The 16,984-nt window shown below is 34.6% G+C and carries 17 protein-coding genes and 2 pseudogenes; 7 read left to right on the plus strand and 12 right to left on the minus strand.

Going from position 1 to position 16,984, the window contains the following annotated elements; genetic code table 11:
* Positions 1 to 22 precede the first annotated feature (22 nt).
* From I6N95_RS24820 to I6N95_RS24830, 3 genes are all read right to left on the minus strand, one after another.
* Positions 23 to 1,189, minus strand: a complete 1,167-nt coding sequence (locus I6N95_RS24820; RefSeq protein WP_209532558.1) for a hypothetical protein — start codon at positions 1,187 to 1,189, stop codon at positions 23 to 25.
* A 60-nt stretch (positions 1,190 to 1,249) separates the two neighbouring features.
* Positions 1,250 to 1,963: a signal peptidase I gene (locus I6N95_RS24825; protein WP_209532559.1), complete on the minus strand. Its 714-nt coding sequence runs from the start codon at positions 1,961 to 1,963 to the stop codon at positions 1,250 to 1,252.
* Between the two features lie 84 nt (positions 1,964 to 2,047).
* Entirely contained in the window at positions 2,048 to 2,629 is a 582-nt protein-coding gene (locus I6N95_RS24830; protein ID WP_209532561.1) for a recombinase family protein, read from the minus strand.
* A 470-nt stretch (positions 2,630 to 3,099) separates the two neighbouring features.
* On the opposite strand from I6N95_RS24830, the gene I6N95_RS24835 reads away from it, so the two are divergent.
* The 3 genes from I6N95_RS24835 to I6N95_RS24845 all read left to right on the plus strand — a co-directional run bounded on the left by I6N95_RS24835 (position 3,100) and on the right by I6N95_RS24845 (position 6,399).
* On the plus strand, positions 3,100 to 3,690 hold the full coding sequence (locus tag I6N95_RS24835; RefSeq protein ID WP_209532563.1) for a recombinase family protein: 591 nt from the start codon (positions 3,100 to 3,102) through the stop codon (positions 3,688 to 3,690).
* A gap of 122 nt (positions 3,691 to 3,812) precedes the next feature.
* Positions 3,813 to 4,385 (plus strand): recombinase family protein, encoded by a 573-nt coding sequence (locus I6N95_RS24840; RefSeq protein WP_209532565.1) that lies wholly within the window; start codon positions 3,813 to 3,815, stop codon positions 4,383 to 4,385.
* Between the two features lie 532 nt (positions 4,386 to 4,917).
* A complete protein-coding gene (locus tag I6N95_RS24845; protein ID WP_209532567.1) occupies positions 4,918 to 6,399 on the plus strand; it encodes a helix-turn-helix domain-containing protein in 1,482 nt (493 codons plus the stop codon).
* Between the two features lie 686 nt (positions 6,400 to 7,085).
* Here the strand turns inward: I6N95_RS24845 and I6N95_RS24850 are convergent.
* The 4 genes and pseudogenes from I6N95_RS24850 to I6N95_RS24860 all read right to left on the minus strand — a co-directional run bounded on the left by I6N95_RS24850 (position 7,086) and on the right by I6N95_RS24860 (position 9,756).
* Positions 7,086 to 7,661, minus strand: coding sequence for a hypothetical protein (locus tag I6N95_RS24850; protein WP_209532569.1), 576 nt, complete (start codon positions 7,659 to 7,661; stop codon positions 7,086 to 7,088).
* A gap of 150 nt (positions 7,662 to 7,811) precedes the next feature.
* Entirely contained in the window at positions 7,812 to 7,922 is a 111-nt protein-coding gene (locus tag I6N95_RS27875) for a helix-turn-helix domain-containing protein (RefSeq protein ID WP_245249872.1), read from the minus strand.
* A 105-nt stretch (positions 7,923 to 8,027) separates the two neighbouring features.
* A pseudogene (locus tag I6N95_RS27880) lies at positions 8,028 to 8,380 on the minus strand (recombinase family protein); the annotation flags it as partial.
* 230 nt (positions 8,381 to 8,610) lie between these two features.
* Positions 8,611 to 9,756, minus strand: a pseudogene (locus I6N95_RS24860) (IS3 family transposase).
* Between the two features lie 212 nt (positions 9,757 to 9,968).
* On the opposite strand from I6N95_RS24860, the gene I6N95_RS24865 reads away from it, so the two are divergent.
* The 4 genes from I6N95_RS24865 to I6N95_RS24880 all read left to right on the plus strand — a co-directional run bounded on the left by I6N95_RS24865 (position 9,969) and on the right by I6N95_RS24880 (position 12,631).
* Positions 9,969 to 10,127, plus strand: coding sequence for a hypothetical protein (locus tag I6N95_RS24865; protein ID WP_209532571.1), 159 nt, complete (start codon positions 9,969 to 9,971; stop codon positions 10,125 to 10,127).
* A 59-nt stretch (positions 10,128 to 10,186) separates the two neighbouring features.
* On the plus strand, positions 10,187 to 11,092 hold the full coding sequence (locus I6N95_RS24870; RefSeq protein WP_209532573.1) for a ParA family protein: 906 nt from the start codon (positions 10,187 to 10,189) through the stop codon (positions 11,090 to 11,092).
* Positions 11,093 to 11,157: 65 nt separating this feature from the next.
* The gene (locus I6N95_RS24875) at positions 11,158 to 11,619 is read left to right on the plus strand and encodes a hypothetical protein (protein WP_209532575.1); all 462 of its coding nucleotides are present in this window, start codon (positions 11,158 to 11,160) and stop codon (positions 11,617 to 11,619) included.
* A 397-nt stretch (positions 11,620 to 12,016) separates the two neighbouring features.
* Positions 12,017 to 12,631 carry a recombinase family protein gene (locus tag I6N95_RS24880; RefSeq protein ID WP_209532577.1) on the plus strand — a complete coding sequence of 205 codons (615 nt, stop codon included), beginning with the start codon at positions 12,017 to 12,019 and terminating at the stop codon, positions 12,629 to 12,631.
* Between the two features lie 123 nt (positions 12,632 to 12,754).
* Here the strand turns inward: I6N95_RS24880 and I6N95_RS24885 are convergent, their stop codons facing one another.
* From I6N95_RS24885 to I6N95_RS24905, 5 genes are all read right to left on the minus strand, one after another.
* Complete coding sequence (locus tag I6N95_RS24885) at positions 12,755 to 12,907, minus strand: hypothetical protein (RefSeq protein WP_209532579.1); 153 nt, start codon at positions 12,905 to 12,907, stop codon at positions 12,755 to 12,757.
* 307 nt (positions 12,908 to 13,214) lie between these two features.
* Positions 13,215 to 13,733: a DUF308 domain-containing protein gene (locus tag I6N95_RS24890; RefSeq protein ID WP_209532581.1), complete on the minus strand. Its 519-nt coding sequence runs from the start codon at positions 13,731 to 13,733 to the stop codon at positions 13,215 to 13,217.
* Positions 13,734 to 14,135: 402 nt separating this feature from the next.
* Complete coding sequence (locus tag I6N95_RS24895; RefSeq protein ID WP_209532584.1) at positions 14,136 to 14,675, minus strand: hypothetical protein; 540 nt, start codon at positions 14,673 to 14,675, stop codon at positions 14,136 to 14,138.
* Positions 14,676 to 14,739: 64 nt separating this feature from the next.
* On the minus strand, positions 14,740 to 15,414 hold the full coding sequence (locus I6N95_RS24900; protein ID WP_209532586.1) for a hypothetical protein: 675 nt from the start codon (positions 15,412 to 15,414) through the stop codon (positions 14,740 to 14,742).
* Positions 15,415 to 15,472: 58 nt separating this feature from the next.
* Positions 15,473 to 16,588 carry a WxLIP family cell surface protein gene (locus tag I6N95_RS24905; protein WP_209532588.1) on the minus strand — a complete coding sequence of 372 codons (1,116 nt, stop codon included), beginning with the start codon at positions 16,586 to 16,588 and terminating at the stop codon, positions 15,473 to 15,475.
* Positions 16,589 to 16,984: the final 396 nt, after the last annotated feature.

The following is a 16,984-nucleotide window of genomic DNA, read 5'->3' on the forward strand; positions in this document are numbered from 1 at the left end:
CTTTCATACCTCCTTCAGCTGGTTATTGTGCGTCTGCAATAGTCTTAAAGTAGACATACATTGGATCTGTTTTAGTTAATCCCCAACCGCCAGCACCTCTGCCGTCTTGTGTGATATCAACTGCTGCTTCCATGGCTTCTAGGTAAGACGGAATAGCTTCCATTCCCACCCATAAGTCGTAGGCTGCCATACCATAAGTTTCGTCTGCTCCTGCATTACCTGGGAATGTAACTGATTGCAAGACTGAACTATCTGTTGTTTGACTTGGCAATAGTTTTTTTGTGTAATAGAAATAACCATCATTTGCATTGTAGAACCAATCTTTTGCAGCGATTGTCGCTGGGTTTGTTCCAACGTTTGCCATTGCTAACAAAATACTCGCATCTAAATTAGATTTAGTAGGATCCGCTGGTTTGGTTGCTGTTGTCCCTAATTTAATTGCATCGCCTGCCCAGTTTGCTTCCGTAGCGCCATCAAGATCTTTTCCATAACCAAAATATTTTAGATCGCCACCACTTGCTTGTGTTGTGAAATCGTATTGATTCGTTGCTAATTTAACAGATGTACCGATAACTTTTTGAGCAACTTGTGCATCATCTGCTGCAAACGTTCCTGAATAAACCGGAATTTGGGTTGAGCTTGCTGAAAAATCATAATTATCAGGGAACATCGCTTTCTTGGCTTCGCGTACATACACTAATGCCGTTTTATTTCCATTAACATATAATTTATAACCTACATCTGACGGTTGAGCTTTAGCCGGAGCAATGCCATCAATTAACAAATTAGCTGTTTCATCTACCCAACCTGCCCCTGTGTATTCAGTGTGATCGATAATCACTGGGAATTTAGCATTCGCTAAAGTATCAAATCCATCTGTCAATGCCCCATTTTGTAATTTATGTAGCATTTCTTCAAACGAAATCCGGACAAATACATTGCTATCCGAGGAATTAACTACGTTTATATCCTTATCTAATGTCCCACCAGGCTTCACTTCTTTATCTGGGAATTTTTCTGAAATCGTGACTTCTCCTGTTTCAAATCCACGAGACTGCATGTGGTTCTGTTTCCATTCCGTGTAGCTTGTCCAAGCAAAGGTTCCTGCGAGCAGGGACACTAGCGCTAATGCTGATAGTGTTACAATTGCTTTTTTCTTCTTTTGCTTATTTTTTCCATAAAAATTCATTGAAAAAAACCTCCTACATTCTTTTTTATTTATATAAGCTTTGGGTTAAAGCGTTATAACTCAATTAGTTTTACGTCGTTTAGACGTTGGATGTTTCCTTTTTTTTCTAGTAAATTCACGGTCTCTACCCTCTTCCTTAGGGATACTTAAATAATATTTAAGTGTCGCGATTACTAGAAAGACACTACTTATCAACACTAATACAACAACTAGATTATCTCTGACAAATTGAATAAAGGTTCCTACATATGCGACATGACCTATCACCTTCCCTACAACTTGAGATTGTTGGATTGGAATATCCGCATTATCATTAGCGTCCCCCTGTGTAGTCAAACCTTCAACTGTTTTTCCTTCTCCATCTGTCACAGGAGTTCCTATTTCAATAATTCTGTGTGTTAAAAAAGCATCTGTATTCCCTGCTACAGGATAAAACGTAATAATATCTTTCGCTTTTAACTCATCTGGCTTTACCTGTTTTAGCACAATCATATCCCCAGCATTAAATCCATCTGTTAAATTGGGTTTATCTGGATGGGCGGCCATAGAATTAGTCTTTACTGTCATAAAACGGTAACCATAAAAAGACTTATCAGCGGAATCATTAAAATTGAAAAGTAACGCACCTAACAAGACCGACAGGAATATTACATAAAAGACGACATTCCATAAAAGAGAGCCAACTCGGTGCCCCATTGTTGGTGGACGAATCCGTTCATTTGGTTGTCTTTTTTTGTGAGGCTTTTTACTGCTTGTGACTCGCCTATGACTCATGTTTCTCTATTCCTTCCTACTATTAGACTTACTTCAGGTAGTGGTAATTAACACACTACTCTGATGTTTCCTCATTCCGAATTATCATTTAACGATAGAGGAAACCTCATTCTTATCGTTCGTCTCGTTATTAGAAACGTACTTATGAACAGTCCCCAAGGAAACGTGACAAATATCTGCAATTTCTCGCATTGTTTTTCCTTTATGTTTAAATAAGAAATTAATTTCATTAATCACTTGCTTATCAATTTTAGGACGTCCGGTTATTTTACCCGCTAATTTTGCTTTTTCTAAACTAGTTTTAATAATAAATCGCCGATGCTGTTCTTCTATTTCTAGTACTTTGATTACATCCGAATAAAAATTAGGAGAACGTTCCGTATCTATATCCTCAAGTAAACTGGTCAATCGAATACCTTGTTCGCTTAGTAGCATTAGAAGTTGCTTGAATTCTGCCATTCCCTTTGAAAAAACATTCAAATTACAAACCACTACGTGATCCCCTGGTTTCACACTTTTTAGTAATTGTTCTAATTCTTTGTAGCTTTTCAAATCATGTTCTTCTATGTATAATTCATCAAATTCAAATTCACAACGACTAAGTTCATCAACCTGTTTAACCGTTGGCAATGGGTACTCTTTTCTTATATATCCGTATACAGACATTTGGGTCTCCTTTCTCCAAAACGAAATGGGTCTTTTTTTATACTCGTTCACACACAATACTTTAACATGTTCTGACTAACCATCTTTCTTGAACTCTGTCCGCCTAACTTCCATTTTTATATAAAACGTCCCTTTTCACTTTTAACAAATCTATTGTTAGATTAAATGCTATTATTTTGCCTGATTTTCAATTAAAAAAAAAGACTAAATCCCATAGTAATAGGATTTAACCACATGCTTGATTGAAACATAACGATAGTTATCTGACTTTTAAAAAAACAATAGTTTAATATAAAGAGGTAGTAGTGTCAACCTATTTTTTCACTCTTTTTATGAACACAAAACAAACGAAATAACAAATGGCTTATTTAGTAGGGTTTTAACTAGATAATTATTACTATAATAATTTTTTAGTACTTTTTTTATACAAAAAAAGTACGAACTAAATTAAATTTAACAGGAGATTACTTATGGCAATTATTGGATACATGCGCGTCAGCACGATTCATCAAAAATTTGATTCTCAACAACTGGCATTAGAGCAATACGGTGTTGAGACTATTTACAGAGAATACGAAAGTGGGAAAAAAACCAATCGAAATGAACTAAATCGGGCACTCAATAGCCTTCAACCTGGCGATACCTTTGTTATTTTTAAACTAGATCGCTTAGCTCGAGGAACTAAACATCTACTCACCTTGCTAGACACCTTTGAACAGCAAGGCATTCATTTTGTTAGTATCCAGAATCAAATTGATACTTCCACCCCGATGGGGAAATTTTTTTTTACCGTTATGAGTGCCTTCGCCGAAATGGAAACTGAATTAATTCGAGAACGAGTTTTAGCTGGACTTGACGCTGCAAGAGACAACGGTAAGACACTTGGGAGACCTGCCCGGACAAAAGAAGCTGAAAAAGCCATCGATCTTTATTTACATTCGAATTTAACCATTACTGAAATAACCGCAAAATGCCAAATTTCTATCCCTACTTTATATAACTATTTACGGTTATATCAAATTCCTAAAAAACAAAAACCCTCTAAACGTTTGATGAAATAAAGAATCTTAACCTCCCTTTTTTATAAAAAAGTCTTTACACGGGTCACCTTTAGCAAAACAGCGAAGTATTAGGTCATGTTAGTCTGAAGGGGTTAGTCATTTAAAAAGGAGGACGTAAAGTTATGGCCACTTATGGTTATGCACGTATTAGCACCACTCATCAAAAATTTGATTCTCAGGAAGAAGCACTTAAAGCATATGGCGTAGACACTATTTATACGGAACAAGAAAGTGGATTAAAAGAGGATCGGCCCGTTCTCAATCAGTTATTAAAGGTTCTTCAACCTGGCGATACTTTGGTCATTTTCAAATTGGACCGGTTAGCTCGTGGAATGCAGCATCTACTTACTTTAATTGATTCTTTTACTAAACAACACATTAATTTTGTCAGTATTGAAAATCATATCGACACACAAACCCCCACAGGGCGATTGTTATTCACCATTATGGGAGCCTTTGCTGAAATGGAAGCGACCCTTATTCGCGAACGTGTTTTAGCAGGTATTAGCGCTGCACGTAAAAACGGTGTTAAACTTGGACGCCCCAGTCCAACTCAAAAAATCGATCAAGCAATTAAACAATATATTGAAACCGAGAATACCGTATTAGATATTGTTGCCGACTGTCAGATTTCGGTTCCCACTCTCTACAAACACCTACGTCAACGACAAATCCCACTACGCGGATGTGGATAATCACGTTTACTAGCCTCCTTTAATAAAATACACTTAATATTAAGGGGGGGAATACAGTTTCTACTTTTCTTGACCCACATCAAATAAAAAGTCCTTCTTTATTAACACTACAAGCCAAATAAATTTGGCTTTTTTGGTATCAACTACAACTCTCTCAAATCCCTTCCTCACTTATAAATTAACGTTATTTAAAGTAATCATTAAAAAGTGATCCTTTCAACAAACTCGTTATTATTCTCAGGCTAAAATGAACGCGCTCTTCCTTGTTCTCGAATATAAATTGGCGACTAGGAATCAATACCGCATTAAATTGGAACTACAAAATCTACACAATAGACATAATCCAGGGTTTTGACTCTCTCTTAAAACGCGCAAACATGCTAGTAGGTAGCAATTCAGATGGCTGTTCCAACTCACCGTTATAATATGTATCACTTGAACACTAATACTACGAAGAATATGGGTAAGCAAACTAATTGATTTTATAGGTATCCTCAACTAAAATTAGTTTAATATAAAAGGAGGAAAATAGATGTCACTATTTTTAATGGATACGCATACAAAAAAATTAGATTTATTACGTTCCCTGTTACTTCATGATAATAGCCTAACAACAGCAGAATTAGCAAATAAATGGGAGGTTTCAACCAAAACGATTATCCGCCATGCTCAATCACTTGACGACGATTGTCGAGAAATGTCTGGATCTTCCCGCTATCGCGTCATAATTAGTCAAGGCAAGCTTACCTTAACAATGTCCGAAGACTCTGTGCCAAGCTACCTAATGGAGTACTTAACAAGCTTTTATGCTCAAGAGTCAGTGAAAGTACGTATTATGTCCGCTCTGCTAAAAAAAAGCCATGCAAGTGTGACTGAATTAGCCGATTCACTTTATCTAACACCAAATACATTGTATAAGCACCTATATCAGTTAGAATCAGTCCTCACACCATTTGACTTAACTTTCAATTGGCAAAAACAATCACATAGCCTCAATTTTTCATACGATGAAAAGAAAATGCGTTATTTCTCTTACTTATTCTATTGGAGATTTTATAGAGGTCTCTTCCCTATAGAGAAGGGGGAAACAATTGAATCCGACTCTTCATTAGAAGAAGAAATAGCGCATTTATTTCCTTCAGGAACCTCTCTTGTAAAACAAAAGCAATTTCTATACCTAACAGAAGTGACTCAGTGGCATCTGGAACAATCCGATTCTATCACGTTATCAGATACGGCTTCAGATATTCTTCAAATCATCGTTTCAATCAAAGATTATTCAGGGATACTCTCTGAAAATCAAGAAAAAGAACTTCCAAATACCGAACAACTTTTTTTCAATTTTTTAGTGCGCATAAGTATTCCCTCCTTAGATGACGATGTTAGCAAACAGCACATTGTGACGGCATTGTCTGACCAACACTCATTACTATTTCAATATTGCCAAGACCTCCACGATCATTTAATAATACATTTCGAATTATCACCAACAACAAAATCGACGATTGACTTTTATTACTATATGATTTTATTCACTCTCCATAATCTCGAACTTAGTGTGCCCTTTAATAATGATTTCCTCAAAGAAATTAGTTTAAATTTTTATAAAAATGAGCATCTATTATCCGATGAGGTACTCGCAAAAATCAATTCATTGTTTCGCCTAGTCACTCAACGGCACGGCTATTCTTGTGAAAATGACTATACTGCTTATTTAATTATATGGCTCTTTTTATCAGCCAATCAACCAACTCGTCCGCTGATCATTGCCATTCACTTTTCTGATAATCCAATCGGAGATACGATAATTAAAACTCGATTACTCCAAATTTTCAACCCCAATCAACTTCACTTTACAGAGCAGATGAAAACAGCCGATCTGATTATTTCTGATTGTACGCAACTAGAAAAAAGCTCTCAAGCTTTTTTCTATATGGAATATTTAACAGATTCATTCTATTGGGACCGCTTATTGACTGTCATTCAACGAAAATTAACAACCTATTTCGTATAATTTTCAATGTAGTAGTCCAGTCAGATTCTGTTGCAAACTTATAAAAAAAAAGCCAGCGCTTCTCAACAAATCATTTTAAGCTGGTCCTCCATTAATTATTTGGATTCATTGCATATTGAAAAGTCGAAGAGAGTTTTTCGACTTTTTTATATAAAGAATAGACTGTTTCCATCCCTTTAATCGTAGCTAAATTAGTCCTTATGGACCGATACAATTTATCTTTTTCCTGTCAAAAATTTGATAAACCAGAGTTTACTCTGATATCTACACGTCAATTACCTACCATTTTTTTATGTAATGATCTTGCTAAAAAAAACAGTTTGCCAATCTTAATAAATTATGATACGTTGTGTCCACTAAGAAAGCTGACGTTACAATTGTTTAAAGAATCAGAACGCATAATTGAAATAGATTCACTAGAAACAATTTTAAATTTAGTATCTATTGGCAAAGGAATTGCGTTATTACCTAAATATCTAGAAAGTGAAGGCAATTTATCCATTGATGACAATACGTTCATAATCAATTATTATAGCTATCACTATACCAAATAATCTAATAATGTCATTTTTTTCTTGATATATTGCCAAATAAAACTAAAATTGACATCTGCTGTTATCAATCGTCCCCTAGACTATCAATACTTATCGTTTTTGACACATAATCATATAAAATTACTAGTAACATTATTTATTTTTCTCAAAATGATCCATTAGTTCTTGTGCATACCATTCTCTCACTCTAGTTTCAACTTTTCGATTTGGATAAGGTAAGAATGTATAATCAAACAAAATTCCCAACTGATCATCGTATATCCACGCTCCTAAAATGTTTAGTGTAAGGGCATGTATGTCCAGAGACTTGAAGTGTGTATTAAGTTCTTGACGTCTATCAAATCCATGTAAGAGCTGTTTAGTGGTATAAGTGATGGTATATTCTTTAAGCCCTTCCAAAATAAGCTGTTTTTCCCGTTCCTTTACAGCATGTTCGATGAGAATTTCATAGGTTTCTTTAGCAGCGTTATAGCCCTCCGAATATTTACGTTCTAAGTCATTAGCGGTTATTGCGAGTGACTTTGGAGGTTGCTCAGCCAATTTTGAGTCGATGAACTCGTTAAGGGAGGCTTCGTCAATTTTATAACCTTCTTTTTTTGAAGGTAATACTGCTTCGATTTTATTTTGGCGTATCCATCTGCGCAGCATTTGAATACTGCTTGTAATATTCTTTTCTTCAAGAATTTTCAATGCTTCTTGAATCGTCAAAGTTATCCCCTCCTTCATAAGTTACTAGTAACTTTATTATATCATGTCCAGTTTAATGTTACTAGTATTTTTAGAGTTTATTAGGCGATTTAAACGTCGTGTATGGGTAATTGTTAGGATATTATTTTTAAAATGGCTTAGAATCCCTTATTATACATCACTTTCTCTTTGTTTTAGGTATCGGTATAACGTTGAAGCGCTTAATTTCATTATGGTTTCAATCTCTGAAATGGTATACTTTTTTTCATCATAGAGTTTCATAGCTTTCTCAATTTTTGTTTTATTGATTTTAGGACGTCCGCCAACATGTCCTTTTGCTCTTGCAGCCGCTATCCCTTCAGCAACACGTTCTCTAGTCAACTCTACTTCAAATTCATTGACTAGTTGAAACAATCCAATAGCAAATCTCCCATGAGGTGTTGAGGTATCAAATTGTTCTTTCAAACTGATGATCCTGACTTTTTTATCTTCAAAGTAATCCATCAGCTCCAGTAAATCTTTTGTACTTCTTCCTAGCCTACTCCAGCTTTCAACAACGATTGTATCATTCTCCTGACAACACTTTTCAATTCGTCTAATGCCGGGCGACTTGCTAGTTTTCCTGATATTTTTTCCGTATACATTTTGTTTACTACGTAGCTTTCATTGATTAGATCCAGCTGTCGATTAAGTTCTTGAGATTGAGTACTTACTCTGGCGTAACCAAAAATATACTCCATAAAAAGATCACCTCTTTCTGTTCCTTTAACTATAACAAAAACAGTAGTTTATGGCGATTTGATTTTGACATAAGTTTTGACAAGAACCGGCAAAGAAGCCTGAATTGGCAACCCTTTTTTTGACAAAAATTATAAGGTGTCAATGATTGTGTTGAATCCCTGTCCCGATTGCCCTTGACAACGAGCCTCCTTGGGTCTGATTTCAGGCGGCGAAGGCACTAGCTGAACGCTTATGCCGCCCCCTCGTTCGTATCACACCCAAGCTCCAACTCAAGGGTGCGCTTCGCCAATCTAGCGTAGCGATAGGCAATTGGTGTCTCATATCCCAATGAGCCATGGAGCCTCAGATAGTTCCACCAATGGACATAATCAAATAAATGGATGTCTAGTTCCTCTAAGGTCGCAAATGTGTTAGGATAAACAAATTCGACTTTGGTTGGTTTATAGGTCGATTCGGCTACCGCATTGTCATAGGGATTCCCTTTTCGACTTAAAGAACGCTCAATTTGAAACGCATTTAACACGGCTTCAATGGCCTGATTATCAAACTCTTTCCCTCGATCTGTATGAAAATAGTGGACGTCTGTTAGGGGATAAGAAATCCGACTTAGAGCCTTCTTAACGAGTTCTGCATCTTTATTTTGGCCGCATGAATAGCCAATAATTTCACGATTAAATAGATCTAAGATAAAACAGATATAATGCCATTTACCACCCACCCGAACATAGGTTAAGTCTGTTACAATCGCTTCTAAGGGCTCTCGGTTGGAAAATTGGCGTTTAAGTTTATTGGCAATTTTAGCCTCATTGACGCTCGTTTTAGCCGCTTTGAATTTAGCTTTCGTATAAGTGGAGACTAAGTGACGTCGTTTCATGATCTGACTGATTTTACGACGACTCAGAATAATGCCTCTCTTTTCAAGCTCTTTCTTTATTTTTCGTGCGCCATAATTTTTTCGACTTTGATTAAACACCTCTTCGACAGCTTCTTCAAAGTCGGCTTCACTTTTCTTAGGTTTAGGATGATAGTAGTAGGCTTGGCGAGAAATACCTAAAATTTTACACATTGCTGAAATGGGGTATTTCTCTTTATTTCGATCAATTATTTGTCTTTTCGACCGAATATCAGCGCTGCTTGCTTTAAAATATCGTTTTCCATTTCTAATTGAACATTTCGTTTGCGTAGTTCATTGAGCTCTTTCTGTTCAGGTGTTAGATTATCTTTCTCTGCGAAAGATCCCGTTCCATTTATCAAAGGATGAGGCAGTTAAGTCATACTCCCGAATCAGCTCGATGCGCGGTTTTCCTGCATGATAGAGATCGACCATTTGTTGTTTAAATTCTTTTGTAAAGGTACGTCTTTCACGTCTTGACATTCAAAATTCCTCCAGTGTGTTTTCTTCTATTGTATACACCTTATTTTTTCTGTCTAGTCTATTGTAGCCTATCCACTTGTTGTATAAGGTTTTATGGTCTATCAAAAACCAATGTTTAAAACAGGGTTGCTTACTACGGAGGACTTTCTATCTGTTATCACATTCGTATGTCTTGGAAAATGGATTATGGTAAAAATAGGAGAAATACAGCTATGATTATCGATATCTTCTTAGCTTTTGTAGGTGATTCTATGATGTGCCTCACTTTTTTACAAACCACCACATCTTTGAGGGAGAACTGGGAAATCAATAAGAGAGGCTATTCTAAATGGATAGCTGAAAAAGCTATTAATCTTCTAATTGTATTGTAATATCGTAATCATCCTGTTAAAGTTAACATTATAAAATAAAGTGTTTAAAGGAGAATTCAATGGAAATTATTTTTGTAGGTAACTATAAGGGCGGAGTAGGGAAAACAACAAGTACATTATTGTTGGGTAGACACTTAGCACATGAGAATAAAAAGGTATTACTTTTAGATTTAGATTCTCAGAGCTCCCTTAGCGAACTGTGTATAAAAAACATAGACGACTTTCACTTTTTAGAAGATATGGATGATACAAAGACATTAAACTATATTTATGATTTAGAAATAGAAAATATTAAAAAAGGATACAATCTAGACTTATCTTTCGATTACCAAAACTTAGTCTATCCGTATGAAACTAATATTGATTTTATTCCTACTAAAATTACGTATAAAAACAGCTTAGGACTAGATGAATTATGTATGAATATGGATGCAGATATTCGTTATTTTTCAATATTAGCTAAACTTATCAAAAAAGTAAGTGAAGACTATGACTATGTCTTAATTGATTGCCCACCAAGTAGCAATGTCATTACTCAAAGTGCGTTTCTAGTATCTGATTATTATGTAATTCCGACTATAGCAGATTCTGTAAGTACTAACGGAATTATTCACTATATTGAAACTATCAGCAAAACCTACAAAAAATATTGCCAATTGCACGAGGATGCTTATTTATATAAACATTATTTTGGAGACGAACCTAAATTGATTGGTGTCTTTTACACATTGATACGAGGGCAAGTCAATTACGTTGACATAGAGTCGATTTTAAGCGCAGAGTTACAAAGAATTAGTTCTGAAAGTGGTGACCCAATATATATTTTTGAGTCGTTCACTAATAATTATGTAGGAATAACTAGGGCTATAGCAAATAATGAGTTAGACACTTTGCCACCTAGTAAAGACACATACGATACGATTATGCGAGAAATGTTAGAGAGGATGGAAACGTTAGGCTCGTGAGTTGAGTAAAATAAAAGTAGGGTGTATAATATTATTAAGTTGACATCGAAAGAGGAGGAAACAAAATGGATAATCAAGAACAAAGACTAATTAAACTTATTCTGGAAATTTCTAAAATTGACCTTCAAAATTCATTAGATGATCAGATAAATAATATCAAAAAAAATTATGAAATCGATAATCTTAACAATATTTTTAACGCTTTGACTAAAGTAAACAAGGCTCATATAAAAAAAATACAAACGGTAGTATCACCTAGCACACAGCATACGGTGAAAGTAACCACCAAAAACAAAAAAATAAATTTTTCTGAAAAAGAGATTGAAGAAATTTTTCAAAAAAATGATATAAACGACATTAATCGAAACTACACAAAAAAAGAAGTAGAAACTATGTACATATGTTTGACAAAGTCTAAACCGTTGACTTCACTTAACAAGTTCCAGATAATTAAAAATATTGATTCAAAGTATAAGTCAATACATCGAGCAAAAAAAATACATGAAAATTATACGCTATCTGTATAGCAGGTTTTCAAAATACACTGGAAAGTACTAGCAATTTTTTTGTAGGCTGCTGAAAAACTCATGAAATAACAAAACAGGAAAAATATAAGAATCTAGTTCCCAAAATAGAATGAAATAAGAACTTTCAGTGGGAGCAAAACTTCATTTTTTATTAGTTTTTGCCACTTTAGTGGAAAATAATAAAAAGTCCGAATTTTCAATTAAGAAAATTCGGACTTTTTCAGCAGCCACATTTTTTTTTGGTACTTTTTTTATAATCTATAAATTATAATTACATCTGACGTACTGTCCGATTGGGTGTACCCTAAATAGACAAGTACCTGGTATTGATTTTATTGACTTTCGTGTGTATGATTAGGGTGTATGATAAACAGATTTTAGAAATGAGGATTTTACCTTGAAAGTTGCTTATGCACGAGTATCATCTGAAGAACAAAATTTAGATAGACAATTAACTAATCTTAAAAAATTTGGTGCTGAGAAATTTTTTACAGAAAAAAAGTCCGGGGCTTCAGCTGCTAATCGAGAAGAATTTCAAAAGGCAATTGAATATGTCCGGTCTGGAGATATTTTTATGGTTGAAGCGATTGATCGACTTGGAAGAAATTATGATGAAATAATCCAGACAGTTAATTTTTTGAAAGAAAAAGAAGTTCAATTGATTATTACGAGTCTCCCGATAATGGCTGAAGCAATAGGCAATCCTCTGCTAGATAAATTTATTAAAGATTTGATTGTCCAAATACTGGCCATGATTGCTGAACAAGAAAGAGCTGAAAGCAAACGACGCCAGGAACAAGGAATAAAGTTGGCCAAGAAGCGTGGCGTTTATAAAGGTCGCCCTACCCTCTACTCACCCACGTCGGCAGATCCTCAGAAACGTGTTGTTTATGATCGTGTGATCAACATGCTGAAGGCGGGAGACTCAATTACAGAGATTGCTAAGACAAATGGAATAACAAGGCAAACTGTTTATCGAATAAAAAATAGTACTGTGAATCCAGTACCGTAAATAAAAGCAACTATGATTATTGAAATCATAATTGCTTTTATTTTCACCAATTTCAAACTCGGCAAGTATTTGCCCTCTAATGGCTTACTATTTAATGCCGATAAACTAAGTCTTTACTCGTCATTATTTTTTTCCAGATCTTCTTTTTCTACTATGTTCATTACTCTTCTTCACTATTTTAGTAGCTGCTACAGTCGAGATAACACCTCCTCCCACTGCCTTATCGGTTACGTTTTTTACTGCCTTATATTTTACTGCCGACTTAAGAATACTCATTGATTTCACCACCTTTCCAGTATTATAATCTAAACCACCCTTACGAAATTCATTAGAATTAACTTAATTAGTCACCAGATAATAACCAAAATCTTTTTTATAATAGGTTTAATACTATCTTCAGTAATGAGCATGAATGGAATAACTTTATTTTTTTTGACTACTAATATCCATCGTTTTTAATCGGATGACTAATTACTCCTATTAGCTATAACACTTCATCGCTTATCATAAATTTGAAATATTGTCTTCATTTCTTCTACATCCTTTAAACAAATTTCTATCTGTTATTTTATAAAGCAATTGATTAATCCTCTTTAGGTAATATAAAAGAAATCATTATATGATTGATCCCCATAAAAATCAGTTGGAAAGCAACTGTCCAATAAAAAATAGTAACAGCAAGTATTGGATCAAACAACGACTGGACACCAAACCAAATAACAAGTCCATTCAATAGTATTGGGAGCCATTTTAAGTTACTTTTTGTTTGAAAAACCGCTATTGTGTTTAAAATTGCCATAATAATCATTAACCAAACGATTGAGTAAATAACAATGACAGCTCCACTGGCTGGGTTTCTAAGAAAAAAGACTAGCCCCACGCCTCCAACTAAACCACCTTCTAAAACTCGTAAAATTGTATACCCCACTCCACTTGTTCTAAATAGACCGTTGATTACAATCAATGTACCTATGATTAAAAAACTAATACCGATGACCTGAAGAAACATTCGCCCTTTTTGAATTGGATCAATCATAAACAACACACCAAGAATCAATAGAATAAACCCTTGCACTAAAAACTTAATTCGTTCTCTTTTCATACTATCTTCTCCTTTATGACATAAATCTAAAATAACAATCATTGACTCTTTTTTACATAACTACTCTATCGGATGATAGGTAAATCCTTGGTATCGTAGCACTTTTTTTAAAGATTTAATAAGAATTAAGAGTGTGTTTACCTGTTATGTTATGATTGCCATTGACAACGAGCCTCCGGAGATATGTGGGGTCGTCTTAACTTCAACCAATTTGTCGACTTCTAACGAATAACATATCTCCGCTCATTGTCAATGGTCCACTTCGTCAATCACCTCGGTATAATCGTTATCTCAACACCTTAACTTTTTATTTTTCTTGTACATGAAAGTGTTGCCGGTTCACCATTATTTGAGTAAGTTAAAAGACCTCACTTTTAAATAACTATCTAAAGTCATTTTAGGCTAACAAATTAAGCTGCTTGTTGAAGGCGTATCTTTTTTAGCATATTTATAAGCTGTTCCTACTGATACTCCACATATTAAAGCTATTTCCCGAATCGATCTTTTCTCAATAGTATGTAGGTGTTTAATTTTTACCTTTACTAGTGGACTTATCGATGGTCTTCCTGGTGACACGCCATTCGCTCGTGCCATTTTCATATATTCTGTTGTTCTTATCTGTAATAACATTCTTTCCCCAATAGCTAAACCATATATAAAATCAAATACTCTCTGATAGTCTAAACTTAAAAATAATTCTTGATTTTCAATATATATAATTTTTTCTGATTTTTTTAAATACTCCAATGCAGGTAGCATCTGTATGACTTGCAACCCCGTATCTGAAATTGAGTTGAAAAATATGTCGTTATCACTATTATTTTTAATAAACTCCAAAAAAAATCTCGCACTAATTTCTTGAATCGGTATTAAGGAGATTGAATCGTATTTTCCAGATAGAGCGTTCAATCGTTCTGGATAAATCGTGTAACTAACCTTCATTACTACCATCCTTTCCATTTCTATCGTATTTCTAGCTTTTTAATAAATAGCTAGAATAAACAGATTAAACTTTATTTTTATCTTTAAACGAGTCCGGATTAACCTTGTAATAATTGAATACTTTTTTTTCATAACGTAATACACGTTGGATATCAACCAAGAATTCATCAACTAAGGCGGCATTACCAAAAAAATTACGCGTTTGAGTACTTGCATTGATTCCTAGCTGTTTAATTGCATTGTAATACTGATTCAAAATAAGTTGACCTTCTTCCGTATTCACCTGACTAGCTCTTTTGGTCCCATAACTAGCCATCCCCGTTGATAAATAACGGATATTTTGTGTGACATTCTCCTTATCGTCTTCTTCGTTTTTGGCAATAAGAAGTTGTTTTTCGAAATCTCTTACCAAGTAGTGACTTTGAATCAAAGAAAGAGAATCATCCTTCATCAAATTCATCGATTGATAGTAAGACCCATACGAAATACCGCCCATTACCATAAGGGAAACAATAAATAGTAACAATGATAATCTCCCTGCTTTTTTTTTCCCCTCCTCAAGTAATTGGATATCTCGTAATCGTTTCTCATTTCTATTTTTTTTTCTGAATTTCTTTTTTTTTATTTTCTTTATTCGAGATTGAGTAGTAAAAAATCGAATACTCGCATAAACAGCTATCAGTAGACACAGGATTGTTATCGAAATCCCACCAATATATAATCTCTCCCAAACTGTCATCCTCTATACTCCTCTATATATAATAGTAGTTTCACCATATTTGAATCGTCAAATATAACTATTGTCCCTTTTTCCGACGAGCACTTTTACCTGAAGATTTTGCTTGATTCTTTTTATGTTGAGACAATTTTAAACCACCAACTATCACTCCTACTATGACAATTCCTGATATCACCAATAAGAATACAACTCGCCAATCTATTCCCTTTTCCTGAACAAGGCTTACATCACGCTGATTAAATTTATCCGCTTCCTTTTGTGTTATTTTAAAATCCTCTATCCATTCCCATTTCTGATCTTGTGACGTTACTAATATACGAGCACTGTAGTCACCATTTACCATTTTTTCACCATTCATACTCACTGGAAATTCAATAAATGAGTTCGGAGCCATTTTCATTGCAAGTTCTTTTCGCTCATATAAAACCTCATTTTGACTTTTTTTTGAAATTTGGACGTCAATAGCCATGTCATAAAGATACGTCGCAATAACATTGGAAAAATTAACTAAAATCGCATTACGATAATTATTTTGGCCGGCAAACACTTGATTAAATTCTAAATCAGGTTTTAACGTCACCTCCTCTGCTTCTTGCAAGACTACCGCAACAATATAGGCATATTTGTTTACTACTTTTGATCCTGTCGATTTTTCTGAACTAGATTCTCCCTGATTGGCTTTCGATAAATAAATGCCTCCGGCTACGACGCCCTCAAGATTTTCTTTAGGCATTTGAATAGTTATCTCAACGTCTTTTACTTCCTTTGGGCCAAGTTCAACAGTTTCTGGCCCAGAGACAATATCTGTAAAATCAAATTTTAATGATGGATCGTTTTTGAGTGGGGAATCTCCATACTCGACTACACCATTTTGATTAGTTTTTGCCCCATTAAGACCAACCTCTACTGTGGTTTTTTCTGATCCAAGATTACCTAATGTCAGACTAATTTTTTGAGTTTGATTTGGCTGCATTTTCAATTTAAAATAACCTAGGCTAGAATCAATTTGATTCTCTGGAAAATTGATTTTATAAGTAAATCCTGTTGATTCACTTATTTCACCATTAGCACCATTTTCTTCAGCCGCTAGCATAACTTTCCCTGGTAAAACACTCAATAATGCAAAAACAAGTATTAATAAACTTAATTTCACTTTATTTTCAATTTGACTCATCATAATCCCCGTTCCTTTTTTTCACTTGATTCTTAATCCTATTATATATTGCACTTGACATACCTTTACTCTCTAAAGCTAATTAATATAGGTATAAATGAACGACGGAATAACTTGGTAAGTGGCTTAGAGAGCACTTGCCTCCGTCTATTCAAAAATGATGTTCTTCTAATACGCAGGCTAGGATACAATACGGTTGCCTGAAGACTATTCGTGTCCTTTTAAAAAGCAAGCTGATGAAATTTCTCATCAGCTTACTCCACTACAACCTAAGGTGCTGCTTCAATAGTCCATGTAATCTCTGCATCGTATACGCCTTCGACCATATTCGATGCTGTTCCAGCTGGAATCTTCAGTTCAACTGATTCATCTTCTGTTCCTGGAGTCCCTATTGTT

This window comes from Vagococcus allomyrinae, from assembly GCF_017829975.1.
GTDB lineage: Bacteria > Bacillota > Bacilli > Lactobacillales > Vagococcaceae > Vagococcus_D > Vagococcus_D allomyrinae.